This window comes from Escherichia sp. MOD1-EC5990 (assembly GCF_002965285.1).
GTDB classification, from domain to species: domain Bacteria; phylum Pseudomonadota; class Gammaproteobacteria; order Enterobacterales; family Enterobacteriaceae; genus Escherichia; species Escherichia coli_F.
On the sequence record NZ_PTRV01000002.1, the window covers coordinates 57,794 to 75,166 of the forward strand.

Annotated in this window: 17 protein-coding genes; 3 read left to right on the top strand and 14 right to left on the bottom strand. The window is 52.1% G+C overall.

Going from position 1 to position 17,373, the window contains the following annotated elements; all coding sequences use genetic code 11:
* Nucleotides 1–32: 32 nt before the first annotated feature.
* Nucleotides 33–1,076, bottom strand: coding sequence for a GMP reductase (gene guaC / locus BEB42_RS02405; RefSeq protein ID WP_001217338.1), 1,044 nt, complete (start codon nt 1,074–1,076; stop codon nt 33–35).
* A gap of 155 nt (nt 1,077–1,231) precedes the next feature.
* Nucleotides 1,232–1,276, bottom strand: a complete 45-nt coding sequence (locus tag BEB42_RS26580; protein WP_120795372.1) for a protein YacM — start codon at nt 1,274–1,276, stop codon at nt 1,232–1,234.
* Between the two features lie 24 nt (nt 1,277–1,300).
* On the opposite strand from BEB42_RS26580, the gene coaE reads away from it, so the two are divergent.
* The 3 genes from coaE to yacG are packed head-to-tail and all read left to right on the top strand — an operon-like array spanning nt 1,301 to nt 2,868.
* On the top strand, nt 1,301–1,921 hold the full coding sequence (gene coaE / locus BEB42_RS02410; protein ID WP_001269529.1) for a dephospho-CoA kinase: 621 nt from the start codon (nt 1,301–1,303) through the stop codon (nt 1,919–1,921).
* Nucleotides 1,921–2,664 carry a cell division protein ZapD gene (zapD, locus tag BEB42_RS02415; protein ID WP_001194743.1) on the top strand — a complete coding sequence of 248 codons (744 nt, stop codon included), beginning with the start codon at nt 1,921–1,923 and terminating at the stop codon, nt 2,662–2,664. Before coaE ends, zapD begins: the two co-directional genes overlap by 1 nt.
* Before the next feature lie 9 nt (nt 2,665–2,673).
* Nucleotides 2,674–2,868 (top strand): DNA gyrase inhibitor YacG, encoded by a 195-nt coding sequence (gene yacG, locus BEB42_RS02420; protein ID WP_000005043.1) that lies wholly within the window; start codon nt 2,674–2,676, stop codon nt 2,866–2,868.
* Between the two features lie 157 nt (nt 2,869–3,025).
* Here the strand turns inward: yacG and mutT are convergent, their stop codons facing one another.
* From mutT to murD, 12 genes are all read right to left on the bottom strand, one after another.
* Nucleotides 3,026–3,415 carry an 8-oxo-dGTP diphosphatase MutT gene (gene mutT / locus BEB42_RS02425; protein ID WP_000736035.1) on the bottom strand — a complete coding sequence of 130 codons (390 nt, stop codon included), beginning with the start codon at nt 3,413–3,415 and terminating at the stop codon, nt 3,026–3,028.
* A 58-nt stretch (nt 3,416–3,473) separates the two neighbouring features.
* The gene (gene secA, locus BEB42_RS02430; protein ID WP_000905777.1) at nt 3,474–6,179 is read right to left on the bottom strand and encodes a preprotein translocase subunit SecA; all 2,706 of its coding nucleotides are present in this window, start codon (nt 6,177–6,179) and stop codon (nt 3,474–3,476) included.
* 61 nt (nt 6,180–6,240) lie between these two features.
* Entirely contained in the window at nt 6,241–6,753 is a 513-nt protein-coding gene (secM, locus tag BEB42_RS02435; protein ID WP_000014320.1) for a secA translation cis-regulator SecM, read from the bottom strand.
* A 230-nt stretch (nt 6,754–6,983) separates the two neighbouring features.
* The gene (lpxC, locus tag BEB42_RS02440; protein WP_000595482.1) at nt 6,984–7,901 is read right to left on the bottom strand and encodes a UDP-3-O-acyl-N-acetylglucosamine deacetylase; all 918 of its coding nucleotides are present in this window, start codon (nt 7,899–7,901) and stop codon (nt 6,984–6,986) included.
* Nucleotides 7,902–8,001: 100 nt separating this feature from the next.
* Nucleotides 8,002–9,153 (bottom strand): cell division protein FtsZ, encoded by a 1,152-nt coding sequence (ftsZ, locus tag BEB42_RS02445; protein WP_000462776.1) that lies wholly within the window; start codon nt 9,151–9,153, stop codon nt 8,002–8,004.
* Nucleotides 9,154–9,213: 60 nt separating this feature from the next.
* Nucleotides 9,214–10,476, bottom strand: a complete 1,263-nt coding sequence (gene ftsA, locus BEB42_RS02450) for a cell division protein FtsA (protein ID WP_000588474.1) — start codon at nt 10,474–10,476, stop codon at nt 9,214–9,216.
* Nucleotides 10,473–11,303 (bottom strand): cell division protein FtsQ, encoded by an 831-nt coding sequence (gene ftsQ / locus BEB42_RS02455; protein WP_000075744.1) that lies wholly within the window; start codon nt 11,301–11,303, stop codon nt 10,473–10,475. The genes ftsA and ftsQ overlap by 4 nt, the downstream gene beginning before the upstream one ends.
* Nucleotide 11,304: 1 nt before the next feature.
* A complete protein-coding gene (ddlB, locus tag BEB42_RS02460) occupies nt 11,305–12,225 on the bottom strand; it encodes a D-alanine--D-alanine ligase (protein WP_000130051.1) in 921 nt (306 codons plus the stop codon).
* Complete coding sequence (murC, locus tag BEB42_RS02465; protein WP_001096048.1) at nt 12,218–13,693, bottom strand: UDP-N-acetylmuramate--L-alanine ligase; 1,476 nt, start codon at nt 13,691–13,693, stop codon at nt 12,218–12,220. The genes ddlB and murC overlap by 8 nt, the downstream gene beginning before the upstream one ends.
* A gap of 53 nt (nt 13,694–13,746) precedes the next feature.
* A complete protein-coding gene (murG, locus tag BEB42_RS02470; protein ID WP_000016571.1) occupies nt 13,747–14,814 on the bottom strand; it encodes an undecaprenyldiphospho-muramoylpentapeptide beta-N-acetylglucosaminyltransferase in 1,068 nt (355 codons plus the stop codon).
* The gene (ftsW, locus tag BEB42_RS02475) at nt 14,811–16,055 is read right to left on the bottom strand and encodes a cell division protein FtsW (RefSeq protein WP_001295532.1); all 1,245 of its coding nucleotides are present in this window, start codon (nt 16,053–16,055) and stop codon (nt 14,811–14,813) included. The genes murG and ftsW overlap by 4 nt, the downstream gene beginning before the upstream one ends.
* Nucleotides 16,055–17,371 carry a UDP-N-acetylmuramoyl-L-alanine--D-glutamate ligase gene (gene murD, locus BEB42_RS02480; protein WP_000796453.1) on the bottom strand — a complete coding sequence of 439 codons (1,317 nt, stop codon included), beginning with the start codon at nt 17,369–17,371 and terminating at the stop codon, nt 16,055–16,057. The genes ftsW and murD overlap by 1 nt, the downstream gene beginning before the upstream one ends.
* Nucleotides 17,372–17,373 lie beyond the last annotated feature (2 nt).

The following is a 17,373-nucleotide window of genomic DNA, read 5'->3' on the forward strand; positions in this document are numbered from 1 at the left end:
CTGGCGTGTTACTCCACGCCAGCATTGGGAGATTACAGATTGTTGAAGATGCGGTTTTCTTGTTCCTGTACACGGATAAACGTAGTGCGCTTGGTCAGCTCTTTCAGGCGTGAAGCCCCAACGTATGTACAAGCTGAACGCAGGCCGCCCAAAATATCACGCGCGGTATTTTCAACCGGGCCTCGCAGCGGCAGCTTAACGGTTTTACCTTCTGCTGCGCGATATTCCGCAACGCCGCCAACGTGACGTTTCATCGCAGACTCGGAGCTCATGCCGTAGAACAGCATAAATTTCTCGCCGTTCTCCTCAACGATGCGACCGCCGCTCTCTTCGTGGCCCGCCAGCATGCCGCCAAGCATGACGAAATCGGCACCGCCGCCAAAGGCTTTCGCGACATCGCCCGGCGTGGTGCAGCCACCGTCGCTGACGATCATTCCGCCCAGACCATGCGCAGCATCGGCACATTCGATCACCGCAGAAAGTTGCGGATAACCGACGCCTGTTTTGACGCGAGTTGTACAAACAGAACCTGGGCCAATGCCAACTTTAACGATATCAGCACCGGAGAGGATAAGCTCCTCACACATTTCACCAGTCACGACGTTGCCAGCACAAATGGTTTTGGTCGGCCACGCTTCACGCGCTTTCGCAACGAACTGCACGAAGTGTTCAGAATAACCATTCGCCACATCAATACAAACGAAGTTTAATGCCGGGTTCAGGTCGAGAATCTGTTTAGTTTTTTCGAAATCCGCATCAGACGTACCGGTAGAAACCATCACATGTTTCAGCACATCAGCGGAAGAATTGTTGATAAACGCTTGCCACTCTTCGACAGAATAGTGTTTATGCACAGCAGTCAGAATATCAAAAGAAGCCAGCGCAGAGGCCATAGAAAATGTGCCTACGGTGTCCATATTTGCGGCGATAATCGGCACGCCGGACCAGCTCTGACCTGAATGTTTGAAGGTGAATTGACGTTCCAGTTCAACATCGGAACGGCTTTTAAGAGTGGAGCGTTTAGGGCGGATGAGAACGTCTTTAAAACCTAACTTCAGATCTTCTTCAATACGCATGTGCGGATTCCTGGGGTTAATGGCTATAAGGGTAAGAGCGCAACTCCAGTGACGCTATCATACGCACTAATCAATGCGGCGCAAGACTGCGAAATTGTCTTTTTTTACGCTACAATCCCATAAATTTACCTGGTAAATAGTGAGCGAACGTTTCATCAATTTCGCTTTCGTGCGCTCATTTTTAACGTTTTGATAATCATGATGAATTCCCGGGAATATAAATTATGAGGTATATAGTTGCCTTAACGGGAGGCATTGGCAGTGGCAAGAGTACCGTTGCCAATGCGTTTGCTGATCTCGGAATTAACGTCATTGATGCCGATATTATTGCGCGTCAGGTGGTTGAACCAGGTGCACCTGCGCTACATGCCATTGCTGATCACTTTGGCGCTAACATGATTGCTGTTGATGGAACATTGCAGCGCCGGGCCTTGCGCGAGCGGATTTTCGCCAACCCGGAAGAGAAAAACTGGCTTAACGCCCTGCTGCATCCGCTGATTCAGCAAGAGACGCAACACCAGATCCAGCAAGCAACTTCCCCCTATGTACTGTGGGTTGTGCCATTGCTGGTAGAAAACTCATTGTATAAAAAAGCGAATCGAGTGCTGGTGGTGGATGTCAGCCCAGAAACGCAACTTAAACGCACCATGCAGCGCGATGATGTCACTCGCGAGCATGTTGAACAAATTCTTGCTGCTCAGGCAACGCGCGAAGCCCGCCTTGCCGTGGCAGATGACGTCATTGATAATAACGGCGCACCGGATGCTATCGCATCGGATGTTGCCCGCCTGCACGCACACTATTTGCAGCTTGCGTCGCAGTTTGTCTCACAGGAAAAACCGTAATGCAGACCCAGGTCCTTTTTGAACATCCACTAAATGAAAAAATGCGTACATGGCTGCGCATTGAGTTTTTGATTCAGCAACTCACCGTTAATCTACCCGTCGTTGACTACGCTGGCGCTCTGCATTTCTTCCGCAATGTCAGTGAATTACTGGATGTTTTCGAGCGCGGCGAAGTCCGTACTGAGCTGTTGAAAGAACTTGACCGCCAGCAGCGCAAACTCCAGACCTGGATTGGCGTGCCTGGCGTGGACCAGAGCCGTATTGAAGCATTAATTCAGCAGTTAAAAGCGGCGGGGAGCGTATTAATTTCCGCGCCGCGTATCGGGCAATTTCTGCGTGAAGATCGTTTGATTGCTCTGGTGCGTCAGCGACTGAGCATCCCAGGCGGCTGTTGTAGCTTTGATTTACCTACATTGCACATTTGGCTGCATCTACCCCAGGCGCAGCGTGACAGCCAGGTAGAAACCTGGATTGCCAGCCTGAACCCGCTCACCCAGGCACTTACCATGGTGCTGGATTTAATTCGCCAGTCGGCCCCCTTCCGTAAACAAACCAGCCTGAATGGTTTTTATCAGGATAACGGTGGCGATGCCGACTTGCTGCGCCTGAATCTGTCGCTCGATTCACAGCTTTATCCGCAAATTTCCGGTCATAAGAGCCGTTTTGCCATTCGTTTTATGCCGCTGGACAGTGAAAACGGACAGGTACCGGAACGTCTGGATTTCGAACTGGCCTGTTGCTAAGGAGTAAAAATGTCAGAAACTATTACGGTGAATTGCCCAACCTGCGGGAAAACGGTGGTATGGGGTGAAATCAGCCCGTTTCGGCCATTTTGTTCCAAACGTTGTCAGCTGATCGACCTAGGAGAATGGGCTGCTGAAGAAAAGCGAATCCCCAGCAGTGGCGATCTTTCCGAAAGCGATGACTGGAGCGAAGAGCAGAAGTAATTGGGTGTAAAAGGTGAGATGTTGTCGGATGCAGCGCGAATGCCTTATCCGACCTGCAAGACCTTTTATATCAACGCATTAAAAAAATTGTAGGCCTGATAAGACGCGCCAGCGTCGCATCAGGCATCCAGTGTAAATGTCGGATGCCTTAACCGATCTACAGACACTTAAGCTTCGCAATTACCGGTTCATTGGCTGGCGGAAAATCATCTGCATTGAGGCAGGCCTGCGAAATCCACTCACTGGGCTGCCCTTCTTTACCCCACGGCTCCCCTTCCCAGCTTTCGACCAGCCAGAACCACAGTGTTATATGCCTGTCCGGGAATTCATATTCCAGTTTTTCAAATAGCGAATAATGTTGTGGGGTAATCCCGACTTCTTCCTGAAGTTCACGCACCACCGCCTGTTCCGGCGTTTCGCCCATTTCAATTTTACCGCCTGGAAACTCCAGTTTATTCGCCATGTGCGCATCTGCGGCGCGACGGGTTATAAAGATTTCATTGTTCTCGTTGCGAATAATACCTACCGCAATTTGCAGCTTTTTCATTGTCTTAAACCTATAAAAAAGGCGCAGAATCCTGCGCCTTTTGTTTCAAGAGTTAGCTTTATTGCAGGCGACCGTGGCACTGCTTGTATTTTTTACCAGAACCGCACGGGCAAGGATCATTACGTCCAACTTTGCGTTCACCGGTTTGTGCCGCCAGTGCAGCTGCGGCTGCAGAGTCATCATCCTGATGGCTAAGCTGCTGCATTTGCGCTAAACGCTCGGCTTCCATACGACGCTGTTGTTCCAGCTCTTCAACCTCTTCAGGCATACGTACCTGGACTTTGCTCAGCGTGCTGATGACTTCATATTTCAGCGACTCCAGCATCGCTGCAAACATGGAGAACGATTCACGTTTGTATTCCTGCTTCGGATCTTTCTGTGCATAGCCACGCAGGTGGATACCTTGACGCAGATAATCCATCGCTGCCAGGTGCTCTTTCCACAGGGAGTCAAGCGTTTGCAGCATGACGCCTTTCTCGAAGTGACGCATCATCTCAGCGCCAACCACTTCTTCTTTACGCTGATACACTTCGATGGACTGCGCCAGAATACGCTCACGCAGCGTCTCTTCATGCAGTTCTGGCTCTTTGTCCAGCCACTCGGCAATCGGCAAATCGAGGTCGAAATCGTTCTTCAGACGTTCCTGCAGCCCCGGAATATCCCACATTTCTTCCAGCGACTGCGGCGGAATGTAGGCATCGATGGTCGCTTTGAACACATCTTCACGAATGCTGTTGATGGTATCGCTCACATCGCTGACATCCAGCAGTTCATTACGCTGGGAGTAAATAGCGCGACGCTGATCGTTAGCCACGTCATCATATTCCAGCAGTTGCTTACGAATATCGAAGTTACGGCTTTCAACTTTACGCTGAGCGTTGGCAATCGCTTTGGTCACCCACGGGTGCTCGATGGCTTCGCCTGGTTTCATACCCAGTTTACGCATCATGCCGGAAACACGGTCAGAAGCAAAAATACGCATCAGCGCATCTTCCATCGACAGGTAGAAACGGGAAGAACCGGCATCCCCCTGGCGCCCAGAACGACCGCGTAGCTGGTTATCGATACGACGAGATTCGTGACGTTCTGTACCGATGATATGCAGACCACCTGCAGCCAGTACCGCATCGTGACGCACCTGCCAGTCGGCTTTGATTTTTTCAATTTGCTCTGCGGTCGGATTTTCCAGCGCGGCAACTTCTGCCTGCCAGCTACCACCGAGCACAATATCTGTACCACGACCCGCCATGTTAGTCGCGATAGTCACCGCCGCCGGATAACCCGCTTGTGCAACAATCGCTGCTTCGTTAGCGTGGAATTTGGCGTTCAGAACGTTGTGTTTGATACCGGCTTTGGTCAGCTCGTTTGACACCAATTCCGATTTTTCGATGGAGATAGTACCCACCAGCACTGGCTGGCCCTTCGCAGTACGCTCTTTGATATCTTCGATGATCGCCTGGATTTTTTCCGCTTCAGTCATATAGACCAGATCTGGCAGATCTTTACGAATCATCGGACGGTTGGTTGGAACAACAACGGTATCCAGCTTGTAGATTGAGCTAAATTCGAAAGCTTCGGTATCAGCAGTACCGGTCATGCCCGCCAGTTTTTCATACAAACGGAAGTAGTTCTGGAAGGTGATCGACGCCAGCGTCTGGTTTTCGTTCTGAATCTGTACACCTTCTTTCGCTTCCACTGCCTGATGCAGGCCATCGGACCAGCGACGTCCCTGCATGGTACGACCGGTGTGTTCATCAACGATGATAACTTCACCATCTTTAACGATGTAGTCGACGTCACGGGTAAACAGTGCGTGAGCACGCAGCGCCGCGGTTACGTGGTGCATCAGCATAATATTAGCCGGAGAGTACAGCGACTCCCCTTCATCCATGATGCCTTCTTTCACCAGCAGCTCTTCGATCAGCACCAGACCACGTTCAGTCAAGTTCACCTGGCGAGATTTTTCATCCACCGAGAAGTGGCCTTCGCCCTGGAAGGTTTCGGAGTCTTCTTTTTCCTGACGAATCAGGTGCGGAATGATTTTGTTCACGCGTTTATACATTTCCGAGCTGTCTTCAGCCGGGCCGGAAATGATCAGCGGTGTACGCGCTTCATCGATCAGGATGGAGTCCACTTCGTCCACCAGCGCATAGTGCAGTTTACGTTGTACACGTTCTTCAGGGCTGAATGCCATGTTATCGCGCAGGTAGTCAAAGCCGTATTCGTTGTTCGTACCGTAAGTGATGTCAGCTGCGTAAGCTTCACGCTTCGCCGGTGCTGGCATGCCCGGCAGGTTGATACCGACAGTCAGGCCAAGGAATTCAAACAGCGGACGGTTGTTTTCGGCGTCACGTTGCGCCAGGTAGTCGTTGACGGTAACAACGTGTACGCCCTTACCGGTTAATGCGTTCAGGTAAGCAGGCAGCGTTGCGGTCAGGGTTTTACCTTCACCGGTACGCATTTCCGCGATGCAGCGTTCGTTAAGAACCATACCGCCGAGTAACTGAACGTCGAAGTGACGCATACCAAAGACGCGCTTACTTGCCTCACGCACCACAGCGAAAGCTTCTGGGATCAGATTTTCCAGCACTTCGCCTTTTTCCAGACGTGCACGAAACTCTGCGGTTTTCCCTTTCAGTTCTTCGTCGGAGAGTTTTTCCATCTCCGGTTCCATGGCATTGATGATGTTGACGACTTTGCGCATCCGGCGCAGGGTGCGATCGTTACGACTACCGAAAACTTTAGTTAATAATTTGATTAGCATAATAAAATCTCAAACGCCCCGTGTTGCGGAGTCAATAAAATGAAATAAAGGTTTATTGTTGTTAGCTGAGGCGTTGAGGGCCAGCACGGATACCTTGCGCCTGGCTTATCCAGACGGGCGTGCTGAATTTTGCTTGCGGGGTAAAATGCGCATAATCAATGCGATAACCCTTTTCAGACGGCGTGCCTTCCTGGGTCAGCAGCGCGCTGAGCGTATCCAGTAATGCAAGATGTTGCGCCTGAAGAGGCAAAGATTCTTCAGCAACGGGCAGCGTTTGCGGTGCCATTGCGAAGGAAAGATGACGGATTACCGTGCGAATGGCATGTTGATGCCAGTAATCAACGGAATAGTTCGAATTCGGGCGGCGCGTGTTCGCTTCCAGCAAGGCCAATTGACCAAAGTTAACTTTGGCTGAAGGCTCGTGGTTGCGGGTTGTCGCTTTTGCGGGCGCGTTTGGTTCGGCGGCGTTGCTGAGCGCAGGCAAACCTAAACTCGCCGCGACCATCCCTAATAAGAGATGCGGCCAGAAGTAGCGTTTACCAAACTGTCGCCAGCGCGTCAGTATTCCACTCACGTTATTGCCATCCCGATCGTATTCAAACGTATTTAGCGCACAAATCTTATCATTAAAGCCTGAAGTCCACAGCACGAATGAAGATAAGTTGTGCGTAAAAGTGCTTAAGAAAACAGCGTTCGCACCGTTTTTTATCGTTCTTATAAAATTCAAAAAAAAACGACTGGTTCACCTGGCCGGAGAGAGTGCCAGATTTGCCAGTCGAATTTTATACGACAGTATAAATGTCGTTATGCCAGTACGGCTGAAGGCGCTTTGAAGGCCAACGGCAGTTCTGCGTCGTCCTGGAAGGTCACATATTCCCAGGCTTCCTGTTTTGCAAGGACAGCCTGCAGCAGTTTGTTATTCAGTGCATGACCAGATTTATAAGCGGTAAATGCACCAATAATATTGTGACCACACATGAACAAGTCACCGATCGCATCGAGCATTTTGTGACGCACAAATTCGTCTTCAAAACGCAGGCCGTCTTCGTTCAGTACGCGATAATCGTCAACAACGATGGCACAATCGAAGCTGCCGCCCAGGCACAAACCACGGGACTGCAGATATTCGATATCACGCATGAAACCGAACGTACGCGCACGGCTGATCTGGCGCATAAACGCATCAGCGGAGAAGTTCATCGCATAGCGCTGGTTGCTGGAATCAATAGCCGGATGGTTAAAATCGATGGTGAAATCCAGCGAAAAACCATTGTACGGCTTAAATTCAGCCCACTTATCGCCATCTTCGACACGAACAGTCTCTTTGATGCGAACAAATTTCTTGGCGCAGTTCAACTCGTCGATACCGGCGTCAAGCAGCAGGTATACAAACGGAGCGGCGCTGCCGTCCATGATCGGGATTTCCGGCGCGTTAACTTCGATAACAATGTTATCGATGCCCAGGCCCGCGAGAGCAGCATTGAGGTGCTCTACGGTTGAAATCCGTACATCATGCTCGTTGACCAGACACGTACAGAGCATGGTATCACGCACAGATTTGGCATCGGCCGGGAAATCTACCGGTGGATTCAAGTCGGTGCGACGATAGATGACCCCGGTGTTGGCCGGCGCAGGGCGTAACGTCAGGGTGACTTTCTTGCCGGTATGTAAACCGACACCCGTCGCCTGAACGATACGTTTAAGTGTCCTTTGTTTGATCATCGTATTATCTCGCCAAATTACCTATCCAACCGAAGTGTACTATACATTCGGCGGGCCAGTTTAGCACAAAGAGCCTCGAAACCCAAATTCCAGTCAATTCTTAATCAGCTTGCTTACGCAGGAATGCTGGGATATCCAGATAATCCGGCTCTTTCGCAGTTTGCGGTGCGTTGTCATTCACGACTTTAGCAACCGGTTTCTGCTCCTGAGTCAGCGGTGCCATCCCGTGCTGCTGGTAGCGATCCATCACTGGCTGCTGAACCTGCTTATTGGTCACCAGGGTGATTTCAGGACGTTTGTCCATACCGATACCTGTCGCAACAACAGTTACGCGCAGCTCGTCATTCATATCCGGGTCAAGAGAAGTACCGATAACCACAGTTGCGTTGTCGGATGCAAATGCACGGATGGTGTTACCTACCGTTTCGAACTCATCCAGACGCAGGTCGAAGCCCGCCGTGATGTTAACCAGCACGCCGCGCGCGCCAGACAGATCGATATCTTCCAGCAGCGGAGAGGAGATAGCCATTTCAGCAGCTTCTTCCGCACGGTCTTCGCCGCTCGCCACACCAGAACCCATCATTGCGTAGCCCATTTCAGACATTACGGTACGTACGTCTGCAAAGTCCACGTTCATCAGGCCTGGACGAGTAATCAGTTCAGCGATACCTTGCACAGCACCTTTCAGTACATCGTTCGCTGCGCCAAATGCATCCAGCAGGGAAATACCGCGGCCCAAGACTTTCAGCAGTTTGTCGTTAGGGATAGTGATCAGAGAGTCCACATGCTTGGACAGTTCTGTGATCCCCTGCTCAGCGAATGCCATACGCTTCTTGCCTTCAAAGTTGAAAGGCTTAGTCACGACAGCAACGGTCAGGATCCCCAAATCTTTTGCCACTTCAGCGACAACTGGTGCTGCACCAGTACCGGTACCACCACCCATACCCGCAGCAATAAAGACCATGTCTGCACCTTCCAGCGCCGCACGCAGTGCATCGCGATCCTCATCAGCCGCATTACGGCCAACTTCTGGATTTGCGCCAGCTCCCAGTCCTTTGGTGATACCGCTACCGATTTGAATCGTCTGTCCAACCGCTGTTTTACGCAGCGCTTGTGCATCGGTATTTACCGCGAAGAATTCAACACCTTCAATGCGCTCGCGCACCATGTGTTCAACAGCATTACCGCCGCCGCCGCCGACGCCGATGACTTTAATCACCGCGTCATTGGTAAGTTCCATTGGTTCAAACATAGTTTCTCTCCGATTTGTGCCTGTCGCCTGAGGCCGTAATTATCGTCGGCCTCATAAAAATTAAAACTCTTTTCGCAGCCAACTATTGAGTCGCTTGATCCACGAGCCAACTGATGCTGTAACACGTTTTTCTACTTCAGCTTCACCGTTAAGATGTGACTCTTTCCCATAGTGAAGCAATCCCACCGCCGTCGAATAATACGGCTCCTGAGCATAATCCGTTAAACCGGTAATGTTCAGCGGCGCGCCGATACGCACTTGCGTATGAAACACGCGCTGAGCACAGGCTGCAAGACCTTCGATCTGCGCTGCGCCACCAGTTAAAACAATGCCTGCCGCCAGGTGATGTTTAACCCCTTGTTGGCGAAGCTTTTCCTGCAACTGCAATATCTCTTCGTTGACCAGGTTGAGCAGCTCGGTATAGCGCGGCTCGATCACCTCTGCCAGGGTCTGACGTTGCAGACTCCGCGGTGGACGACCGCCTACGCTAGGCACTTCCACGCTCTCATCTTTTCCAACGATGGAACCCAGCGCACAACCGTGGCGAACTTTAATCGCTTCGGCGTCGCTTGGCGGCGTGCCAAAGGCGTAAGCGATATCACTGGTCACGACATTGCCAGCATAAGGAATTACCTTAGTGTGGCGCAATGCCCCACCGGTATAAACGGCGATATCCATTGTACCACCACCGATATCGACGACGCAGACACCCAGTTCACGTTCATCTTCCGTCAATACCGAATAACTTGATGCCAGTCCGGCAAATATCAGTTGGTCAACTTTCAGCCCACAACGTTCAACCGCTTTGACGATGTTTTTCGCCATATCGTTGTGACATGTGATCAGGTGCACTTTTGCCTGCATCCGCACGCCCGAAAGTCCTACCGGATTCTTGATCCCTTCCTGATAGTCAATCGCATACTCTTGCGGGATCACATGCAGCACACGATGCTCATCGCGCACACGCACTGATTTCGCGGTATGGACGACGTTTTCCACATCTTCTTGCGTCACTTCTTCTTCAGAAATAGGCACCATACCAATTTCATTCTGGCAGCTGATGTGCTTACCAGAAAGCGCCAGATATACCGAAGAGATCTGACAATCTGCCATCAATTCTGCCTGGTCAATGGCGCGTTGTACGCACTTGACCACGGATTCGAGGTCGTTCACCCCGCCTTTATCCATACCACGCGACGGGCAGCTGCCCACGCCAATGATATTGACCATACCGTCGGGCAGAACTTCCCCTACTAAAGCGGCAACCTTCGCGGTACCAATCTCCAGTCCTACTACCAGTTTTCTGTCCGTCGCCTTGATCATTGTTGTTCTGCCTGTGCCTGATTTTGTTGCTGAGTAGATTCCTCTGGCGGCAAGGGCGCCCAGCCTACTGCCGCTCCAGAGTCATAACGCAAATCAACGTAGCTAATCCGTTTGCCATCGGTTTGCGCCTGCTGCTGTAAAACCGGATAAAGTTCTACAAAGCGAGCCAAACGTTTCATCGTATCGCCCCGGCCAAGATTGAGCTTAATATCGTTATTCAGCGTCAACTGCCAGGAACGCCGCGCGGTCATCGCCGCTTCCTTCAGAGTAAATCTGTCCTTTGCCAGCATCTGCCCCATTTCGCGATAGCCCTGCAACACTTCATTGGCGCTGCCTTCCGGGCCATACAGCATTGGAAGCACCTGCTTGCTGGTGCGATCTGGTGGTACGCTGAAAGTGTTTCCTTCCGCGTCTACCATATGTTGATCATTCCACCGCGCAATCGGCACATATTCAACCAGATGAATCTTCAATTCATCAGGCCACTGCTTTCTGACGCTCACCTGCTTAATCCACGGCAGGCGTTGTTCTATTTGCGTCTGGATGATGTTGACATCCTGGGTCATAAAGGTACCTGGCTCACCCAATGCCAGGATCGACTGTCGGATATCATCATTACGCGTGTAATGGCGTTCACCGGTCAACACCAGCTTTGAGAGCGGCAGGCGTTGCGCATCTTCCATCCAGCCCAACACGACCCAGCCGCTCACCAACACTGTCGTTAAAACGGTCAGCAGGAAAAGGATCCCCGCCAGACGCGTTCCATTATTGCGGCGCGAAGAAACTTCTTCTTCGCTGTTTCGCGTGTTCAGAGCAGCCTGCGACATATTAGTCCGCCAGTTCCAGAATTCGTACTACCAACTGCGAGAAGCTCATACCTGCCTGACGTGCCGCCATCGGCACCAGGCTGTGGCTGGTCATACCCGGTGAGGTATTGGCTTCCAGCAGATAAAACTGTCCATCGCTGTCCAGCATAACGTCAATACGTCCCCATCCTTTGCAACCTAACGTCGTCCATGCTTTCAGCACTAATGCCTGCAAATTGGCCTCTTGTGACGCTTCCAGACCTGCGGGGCAGAAATACTGTGTCTCATCAGAGAGATACTTCGCCTCATAATCATAGAAGGTTCCGGCCGGTTGAATACGTATTGACGGTAAAATTTCTTCACCAAGTATCGCAACCGTGAACTCCGGCCCACTTAGCCATTTTTCAATCAATACTTCTTCATCGTGCTGAAATGCCAATCTTAATGCATCTTGTAGAGCATTTTCTGCTACTACTTTTGACATTCCCACGCTGGAACCTTCGCGACTCGGCTTAACGATAACCGGCAAACCTAAGGCAGAAATTTCTGCTAACTGCTTATCGCTCAGGCCTTTTTCAAACTCTGCGCGGGTTAATGCTACCCACGGCGCTACCGGTAAACCAGCGCCCTGCCAAAGCAATTTGCTGCGTAGTTTATCCATTGAAAGCGCAGATGCCATTACTCCGCTGCCGGTATAAGGCAAGCCCATCAGCTCGAGCATGCCCTGCAACGTGCCATCTTCACCACCGCGACCGTGTAGCGCGATAAACACTTTCTGAAAGCCCATCGACTTCAGTTGCGTCACGTCGACTTCTTTCGGGTCGACAGGATACGCGTCAATACCGCCTTCACGCAGCCCGGCTAACACCGCTGCACCAGAATTCAGAGAAACTTCCCGCTCAGCGGAGGTCCCGCCCAACAGGACCGCGATTTTATCAGTCATGTTGTTCTTCCTCCGGAGTTTGCGGCTTCAGTTTGATTTCAGCTAAAGAACGAGCAATTTTTCCGATATTACCGGCCCCCTGAACGAGAATCAGGTCGTTACCGGTTAATACTGGTGCTAGCATTTCGGCTACCTGCGCTGGGTCCGGCACCAGAATGGGATCAATTTTCCCACGTCCACGAATTGTGCGACACAGCGAACGGCTGTCCGCTCCCGGAATTGGCGCTTCGCCAGCCGGATACACTTCCAGCATCAACAGGGTATCAACCTGCGTCAGCACATTGGCGAAATCATCATACAGGTCGCGCGTACGGGTAAAACGGTGTGGCTGAAACAGCATTACCAGGTTTTTATCCGGCCAGCCTGCACGCGCCGCTTTAATGGTGGCGTCCACTTCCGTCGGGTGGTGGCCGTAGTCATCGACCAGCATTGCCGTACCGCTCTTACCATTCACTGGCTCCAGCGGGAATTCACCGAGGAAATCAAAACGGCGACCAGTCCCCTGGAAGCTCTCCAGCGCACGCAAAATAGCCTCGTCGTCAATTCCCTCTTCCGTAGCAACCGCAACCGCAGCTGCGGCGTTCAGCGCGTTATGACGGCCTGGCGCATTCAGGGTGACGCGCATCGGCTCTTTGTCCTGGCGCAGCAGCGTAAAGTGCCCCTGCGGGCCAATCTGCTGATAATCTTCTACACGCACGTCGGCATCTTCGCTGAAGCCGTAAGTCGTGGTCTGACGCCCCACACGCGGTAACAATTCGCGGATCACCGGATCATCAACACACATCACCGCACGACCGTAAAACGGCAGGTTGTGCAGAAAATTAATAAAGGTCTGTTTTAAATTCTCAAAGTCGCCCTGGTAGGTATCCATGTGGTCGGCTTCGATATTGGTGACAATCGCCACCATCGGTTGCAGATGCAGGAACGATGCATCGCTCTCATCTGCTTCGGCAATCAGGTACCGACCATGCCCCAAACGCGCATGAACGCCCGCCGCTTTTACCAGCCCACCGTTAACGAAGGTTGGGTCGAGTCCCGCTTCTGCGTAGATGCTGGAAACCATCGCAGTGGTTGTCGTTTTGCCGTGCGTTCCGGCAATGGCGATGCCATGACGAAAACGCATTAACTCAGCTAGCATTTCGGCACGACGGATCACAGGAATACGCGCTTCATGAGCTGCGACAATTTCCGGGTTATCGGCAGAAATCGCGCTGGAAACAACGACCACGCTGGCATCACGTACGTTTTCCGGGCGATGGTTGAAATAAATCGTCGCCCCAAGATTCATTAACTGCTGCGTGACCGGATTTGGCGCTAAATCGGAACCACTGATCTGATAACCTTCATTGGCCAGAACTTCGGCAATACCGCCCATACCGGCACCACCGATGCCGACAAAATGTATGTGCCGAACGCGACGCATTTCGGGCACGATGGAACGCAGTTTTGCCAATTGTTGTGTATTCATTCTTTACGCCATTAACTTCTTACATTCATACGATGCAAAAGGCATCGCTACAATTACGCCCGGGCAGCCCGGCTCACTTCATTTGCCACTCGCTCGGTGGCATCCGGAATGGATGCAGCACGGGCGCGTTCTGCCATGGTTAATAAGGTTTCTCGCGACCACCCGGCCAGGGTGTTGGCGACAGCATCCACAGTAAGCTGTGGCTGCTCGATAATTTTGGCTGCGCCCGCTTTTTCCAGCGGTAGCGCATTCCAGTATTGCTGGCGGTCTTTATGTTGAAACGGCACAAACAATGCCGGTAGCCCCGCTGCGGCAATTTCACTCACCGTTAACGCGCCGGAGCGGCAAACAACGACATCCGCCCACGCATACGCCGCCGCCATATCATCAATAAATTCCGTCACTTTATGCTGCGGTTGCCCCGCTTCCGCATACGCCTGTTCAACGGATTGTTGCGAACCTTTGCCGCTCTGATGCCAGATAGTGACTGAATCGCCCAGCTTTGCTGCAACCTGCGGCATTGTTTGGTTAAGAATACGAGCGCCCTGAGAACCGCCCACTACCAACACACGAACCGGACCTTCACGACCAGCCAAACGTTGCTGCGGCAGTGGCAACGCCAACACATCGGTACGCACCGGGTTACCCACCACTTCCGCATTAGGGAAAGCGCCTGGAAACGCCTGCATCACTTTGGTGGCAATCTTCGCCAGCCATTTATTGGTTAAGCCCGCAATACCATTTTGTTCATGAAGTACAACCGGAATGCCTAACGACCACGCGGCCAGACCACCTGGGCCTGATACGTAGCCGCCCATTCCGAGCACCACATCAGGTTTGAACGCTTTCATAATCGCCCGTGCCTGACGCCAGGCGTTAAAAATACGCAGAGGCGCAGCTAACAGTGCTTTTATACCTTTACCACGCAGACCAGAGATACGAATGAAATCAATTTCGATGCCATGTTTTGGCACTAAGTCCGCTTCCATACGGTCGGCAGTCCCCAGCCAGCGAACTTGCCAACCCTGAGCCATTAGATGGTGCGCAACCGCCAGTCCCGGGAACACATGTCCACCGGTTCCGCCGGCCATCACCATTAATCGCTTTCCTTGACCACTCATCGTGAACCTCGTACAAACGCCTGCGCTTTCTCCAGACGCGTTTCATAATCAATACGCAACAGCATCATGATGGCTGTCGACATAATCAGTAAGCTCGAACCACCGTAACTGATCAGCGGCAATGTCAGACCTTTGGTCGGTAACATCCCCGCCGCCGCACCTACGTTAACCAGCGCCTGGAAGCTAAACCAGATGCCAATGGAACAGGCGAGAAAACCGGAAAAACGATGGTCAATTTCTAATGCTTTACGGCCAATCGACATCGCACGAAAAGCGACGAAGAATACCATTAAAAGTGCTAGTACCACACCGACATAACCTAATTCTTCGCCGATAATGGCGAAAATAAAGTCAGTGTGTGCTTCCGGCAGATACTCCAGTTTTTGAACCGAGTTACCTAAACCTTGCCCCCACAGTTCGCCGCGACCAAACGCCATCAGCGATTGCGTTAACTGATAGCCGCTACCAAAGGGATCTTCCCACGGATTCCAGAATGCGGTAACACGGCGGATACGGTACGGTTCGGCGAGGATCAGTAACACAACCGCTGAAATCCCCATGCCGATAATGGCAATGAACTGCCACAATTTCGCCCCCGCCAGGAACAACATCGCCAGCGTGGTCACAAACAGCACCACCACCGTACCAAGGTCTGGCTGTGCCAGCAGTAACACTGCCAACACCAAAATCACGCCCATCGGTTTCAAGAAGCCGCGCAGGTTATTACGCACTTCGTCGCCTTTACGCACCAGATAGTTGGCGATATAGCAAAACAGCGACAGTTTTGTCAGCTCCGCAGGCTGGATACGCAGCAAGCCGAGATCGATCCAACGCGATGCCCCTTTAACAGAGCTACCCACTACCAGAACGATCATCAACAGGATGATTGAACCGAGTAGCATCGTAGCGCTGTAACGTTGCCAGAACTCCATCGGCAGACGCAGCGTAATGATCGCCAGAATGAACGCCAGGATCAGGTAGACGCCATCACGCTTAGCGAAGAAAAAGGGATCGTTAGTCAAGCGTTGTCCGATAGGCATTGATGCGGACGTCACCATGATAAAGCCGATCGCCGCGAGGCCGAAGGTCAGCCACAGTAAGGTGCGATCGTACATGATCAGGCTGTCGGTATCTTTTTCCCGCGAGCCCATCACCCAGCCCTTTAGCGCCGTGGAGATCCAGACCAGGATACTGAATCCTGGCAGGCGCGGCATTTTCAGGCGAGGGAGAGATAAACGCATCAACCTAACTCCTTCGCCAGACGGGCAAACTCATTGCCTCGTTGTTCAAAGTTCTTGAATTGATCAAGGCTGGCACAGGCCGGGGAGAGCAGAACCATATCTCCTGGTTGAACACGCGGAGCCAGCAAGCGCATCGCCTGTTCCATGGTTTCGGTTTGTTCTGCCACTTCCGGGCGCAGTGCCGCCAGCTGTGCGCCGTCACGACCGAAACAATACAAACGTACGTTATCGCCATTCAGGTAACGTGCCAGCGGACTAAAGTCCGCCGATTTACCATCGCCGCCCAGCAACAAATGCAGCGTGCCATCTACGTGCAGGCCATTGAGCGCCGCTTCCGTACTGCCGACATTGGTCGCTTTCGAGTCGTTAATCCAGCGCACACCGTTATGTTCCAGCACCACTTCAAAGCGATGCGGCAAACCAGTGAACGTAGTTAACGCTTTCAGGCTACTGGCGCGTGGCAAACCAGCTGCGTCTGCCAGCGCCAGTGCCGCCAGCGCATTGGTGTAGTTATGCTGACCGGAAAGTTTCATCTCTTTCACGTTCAACACTTTCTCGCCTTTCACCCGCAGCCAGGTTTCACCCTGCTGATGATTCAAGTGATAGTCGCCCATATTGATACCAAAGCTAACGCAGCGTTCATCCGCACCACGAATCGGCATTGTTAAGGCATCATCAGCATTAACCACGCAAACTTTCGCATTTTCATAAATGCGCAGTTTTGCCGCACGATACTGCTGTAAACCAAATGGATAGCGATCCATATGATCTTCAGTCACGTTCAGAATGGTCGCTGCTACCGCCTGTAAGCTGGAGGTGGTTTCAAGCTGGAAGCTAGACAGCTCCAGCACGTACAGTTCGCACTCAGCATCCAACAGCATCAACGCGGGCAGGCCAATGTTGCCACCCACGCCAACGTTAACGCCCGCCGCTTTCGCCATTTCACCCACTAGCGTGGTGACCGTGCTTTTGCCGTTAGAACCGGTAATCGCCACAATCGGTGCTTGTGCTTCGCGACAGAACAGCTCGATATCGCCAACGATTTCGATTCCGGCATCAGCGGCAGCGCTTAAGGATGGATGCGCCAGTGCAATACCGGGACTGGCGACAATCAGATCGGCCGCCATCAGCCATTCATCATTCAGACCGCCCGTGTGGCGTTCTACGGCTTCGGGTAATTTATCCAGGCCAGGCGGTGTCATCCGCGTATCCATAACGCGCGGCGTCACACCGCGAGCGAGGAAAAAGTCCACGCAAGAAAGCCCGGTGAGGCCCAGGCCGATAATGACGACATTTTTACCCTGGTAATCAGCCATGA

Coding starts and splice junctions, on each gene's coding strand:
- ftsZ (WP_000462776.1), bottom strand. CDS start 9,153: ATGTTTGAACCAATGGAACTTACCAATGACGCGGTGATTAAAGTCATC.
- murC (WP_001096048.1), bottom strand. CDS start 13,693: ATGAATACACAACAATTGGCAAAACTGCGTTCCATCGTGCCCGAAATG.
- ddlB (WP_000130051.1), bottom strand. CDS start 12,225: ATGACTGATAAAATCGCGGTCCTGTTGGGCGGGACCTCCGCTGAGCGG.
- coaE (WP_001269529.1), top strand. CDS start 1,301: ATGAGGTATATAGTTGCCTTAACGGGAGGCATTGGCAGTGGCAAGAGT.
- mutT (WP_000736035.1), bottom strand. CDS start 3,415: ATGAAAAAGCTGCAAATTGCGGTAGGTATTATTCGCAACGAGAACAAT.
- guaC (WP_001217338.1), bottom strand. CDS start 1,076: ATGCGTATTGAAGAAGATCTGAAGTTAGGTTTTAAAGACGTTCTCATC.
- zapD (WP_001194743.1), top strand. CDS start 1,921: ATGCAGACCCAGGTCCTTTTTGAACATCCACTAAATGAAAAAATGCGT.
- murG (WP_000016571.1), bottom strand. CDS start 14,814: ATGAGTGGTCAAGGAAAGCGATTAATGGTGATGGCCGGCGGAACCGGT.
- murD (WP_000796453.1), bottom strand. CDS start 17,371: ATGGCTGATTACCAGGGTAAAAATGTCGTCATTATCGGCCTGGGCCTC.
- yacG (WP_000005043.1), top strand. CDS start 2,674: ATGTCAGAAACTATTACGGTGAATTGCCCAACCTGCGGGAAAACGGTG.
- ftsA (WP_000588474.1), bottom strand. CDS start 10,476: ATGATCAAGGCGACGGACAGAAAACTGGTAGTAGGACTGGAGATTGGT.
- ftsW (WP_001295532.1), bottom strand. CDS start 16,055: ATGCGTTTATCTCTCCCTCGCCTGAAAATGCCGCGCCTGCCAGGATTC.
- ftsQ (WP_000075744.1), bottom strand. CDS start 11,303: ATGTCGCAGGCTGCTCTGAACACGCGAAACAGCGAAGAAGAAGTTTCT.
- lpxC (WP_000595482.1), bottom strand. CDS start 7,901: ATGATCAAACAAAGGACACTTAAACGTATCGTTCAGGCGACGGGTGTC.
- secA (WP_000905777.1), bottom strand. CDS start 6,179: ATGCTAATCAAATTATTAACTAAAGTTTTCGGTAGTCGTAACGATCGC.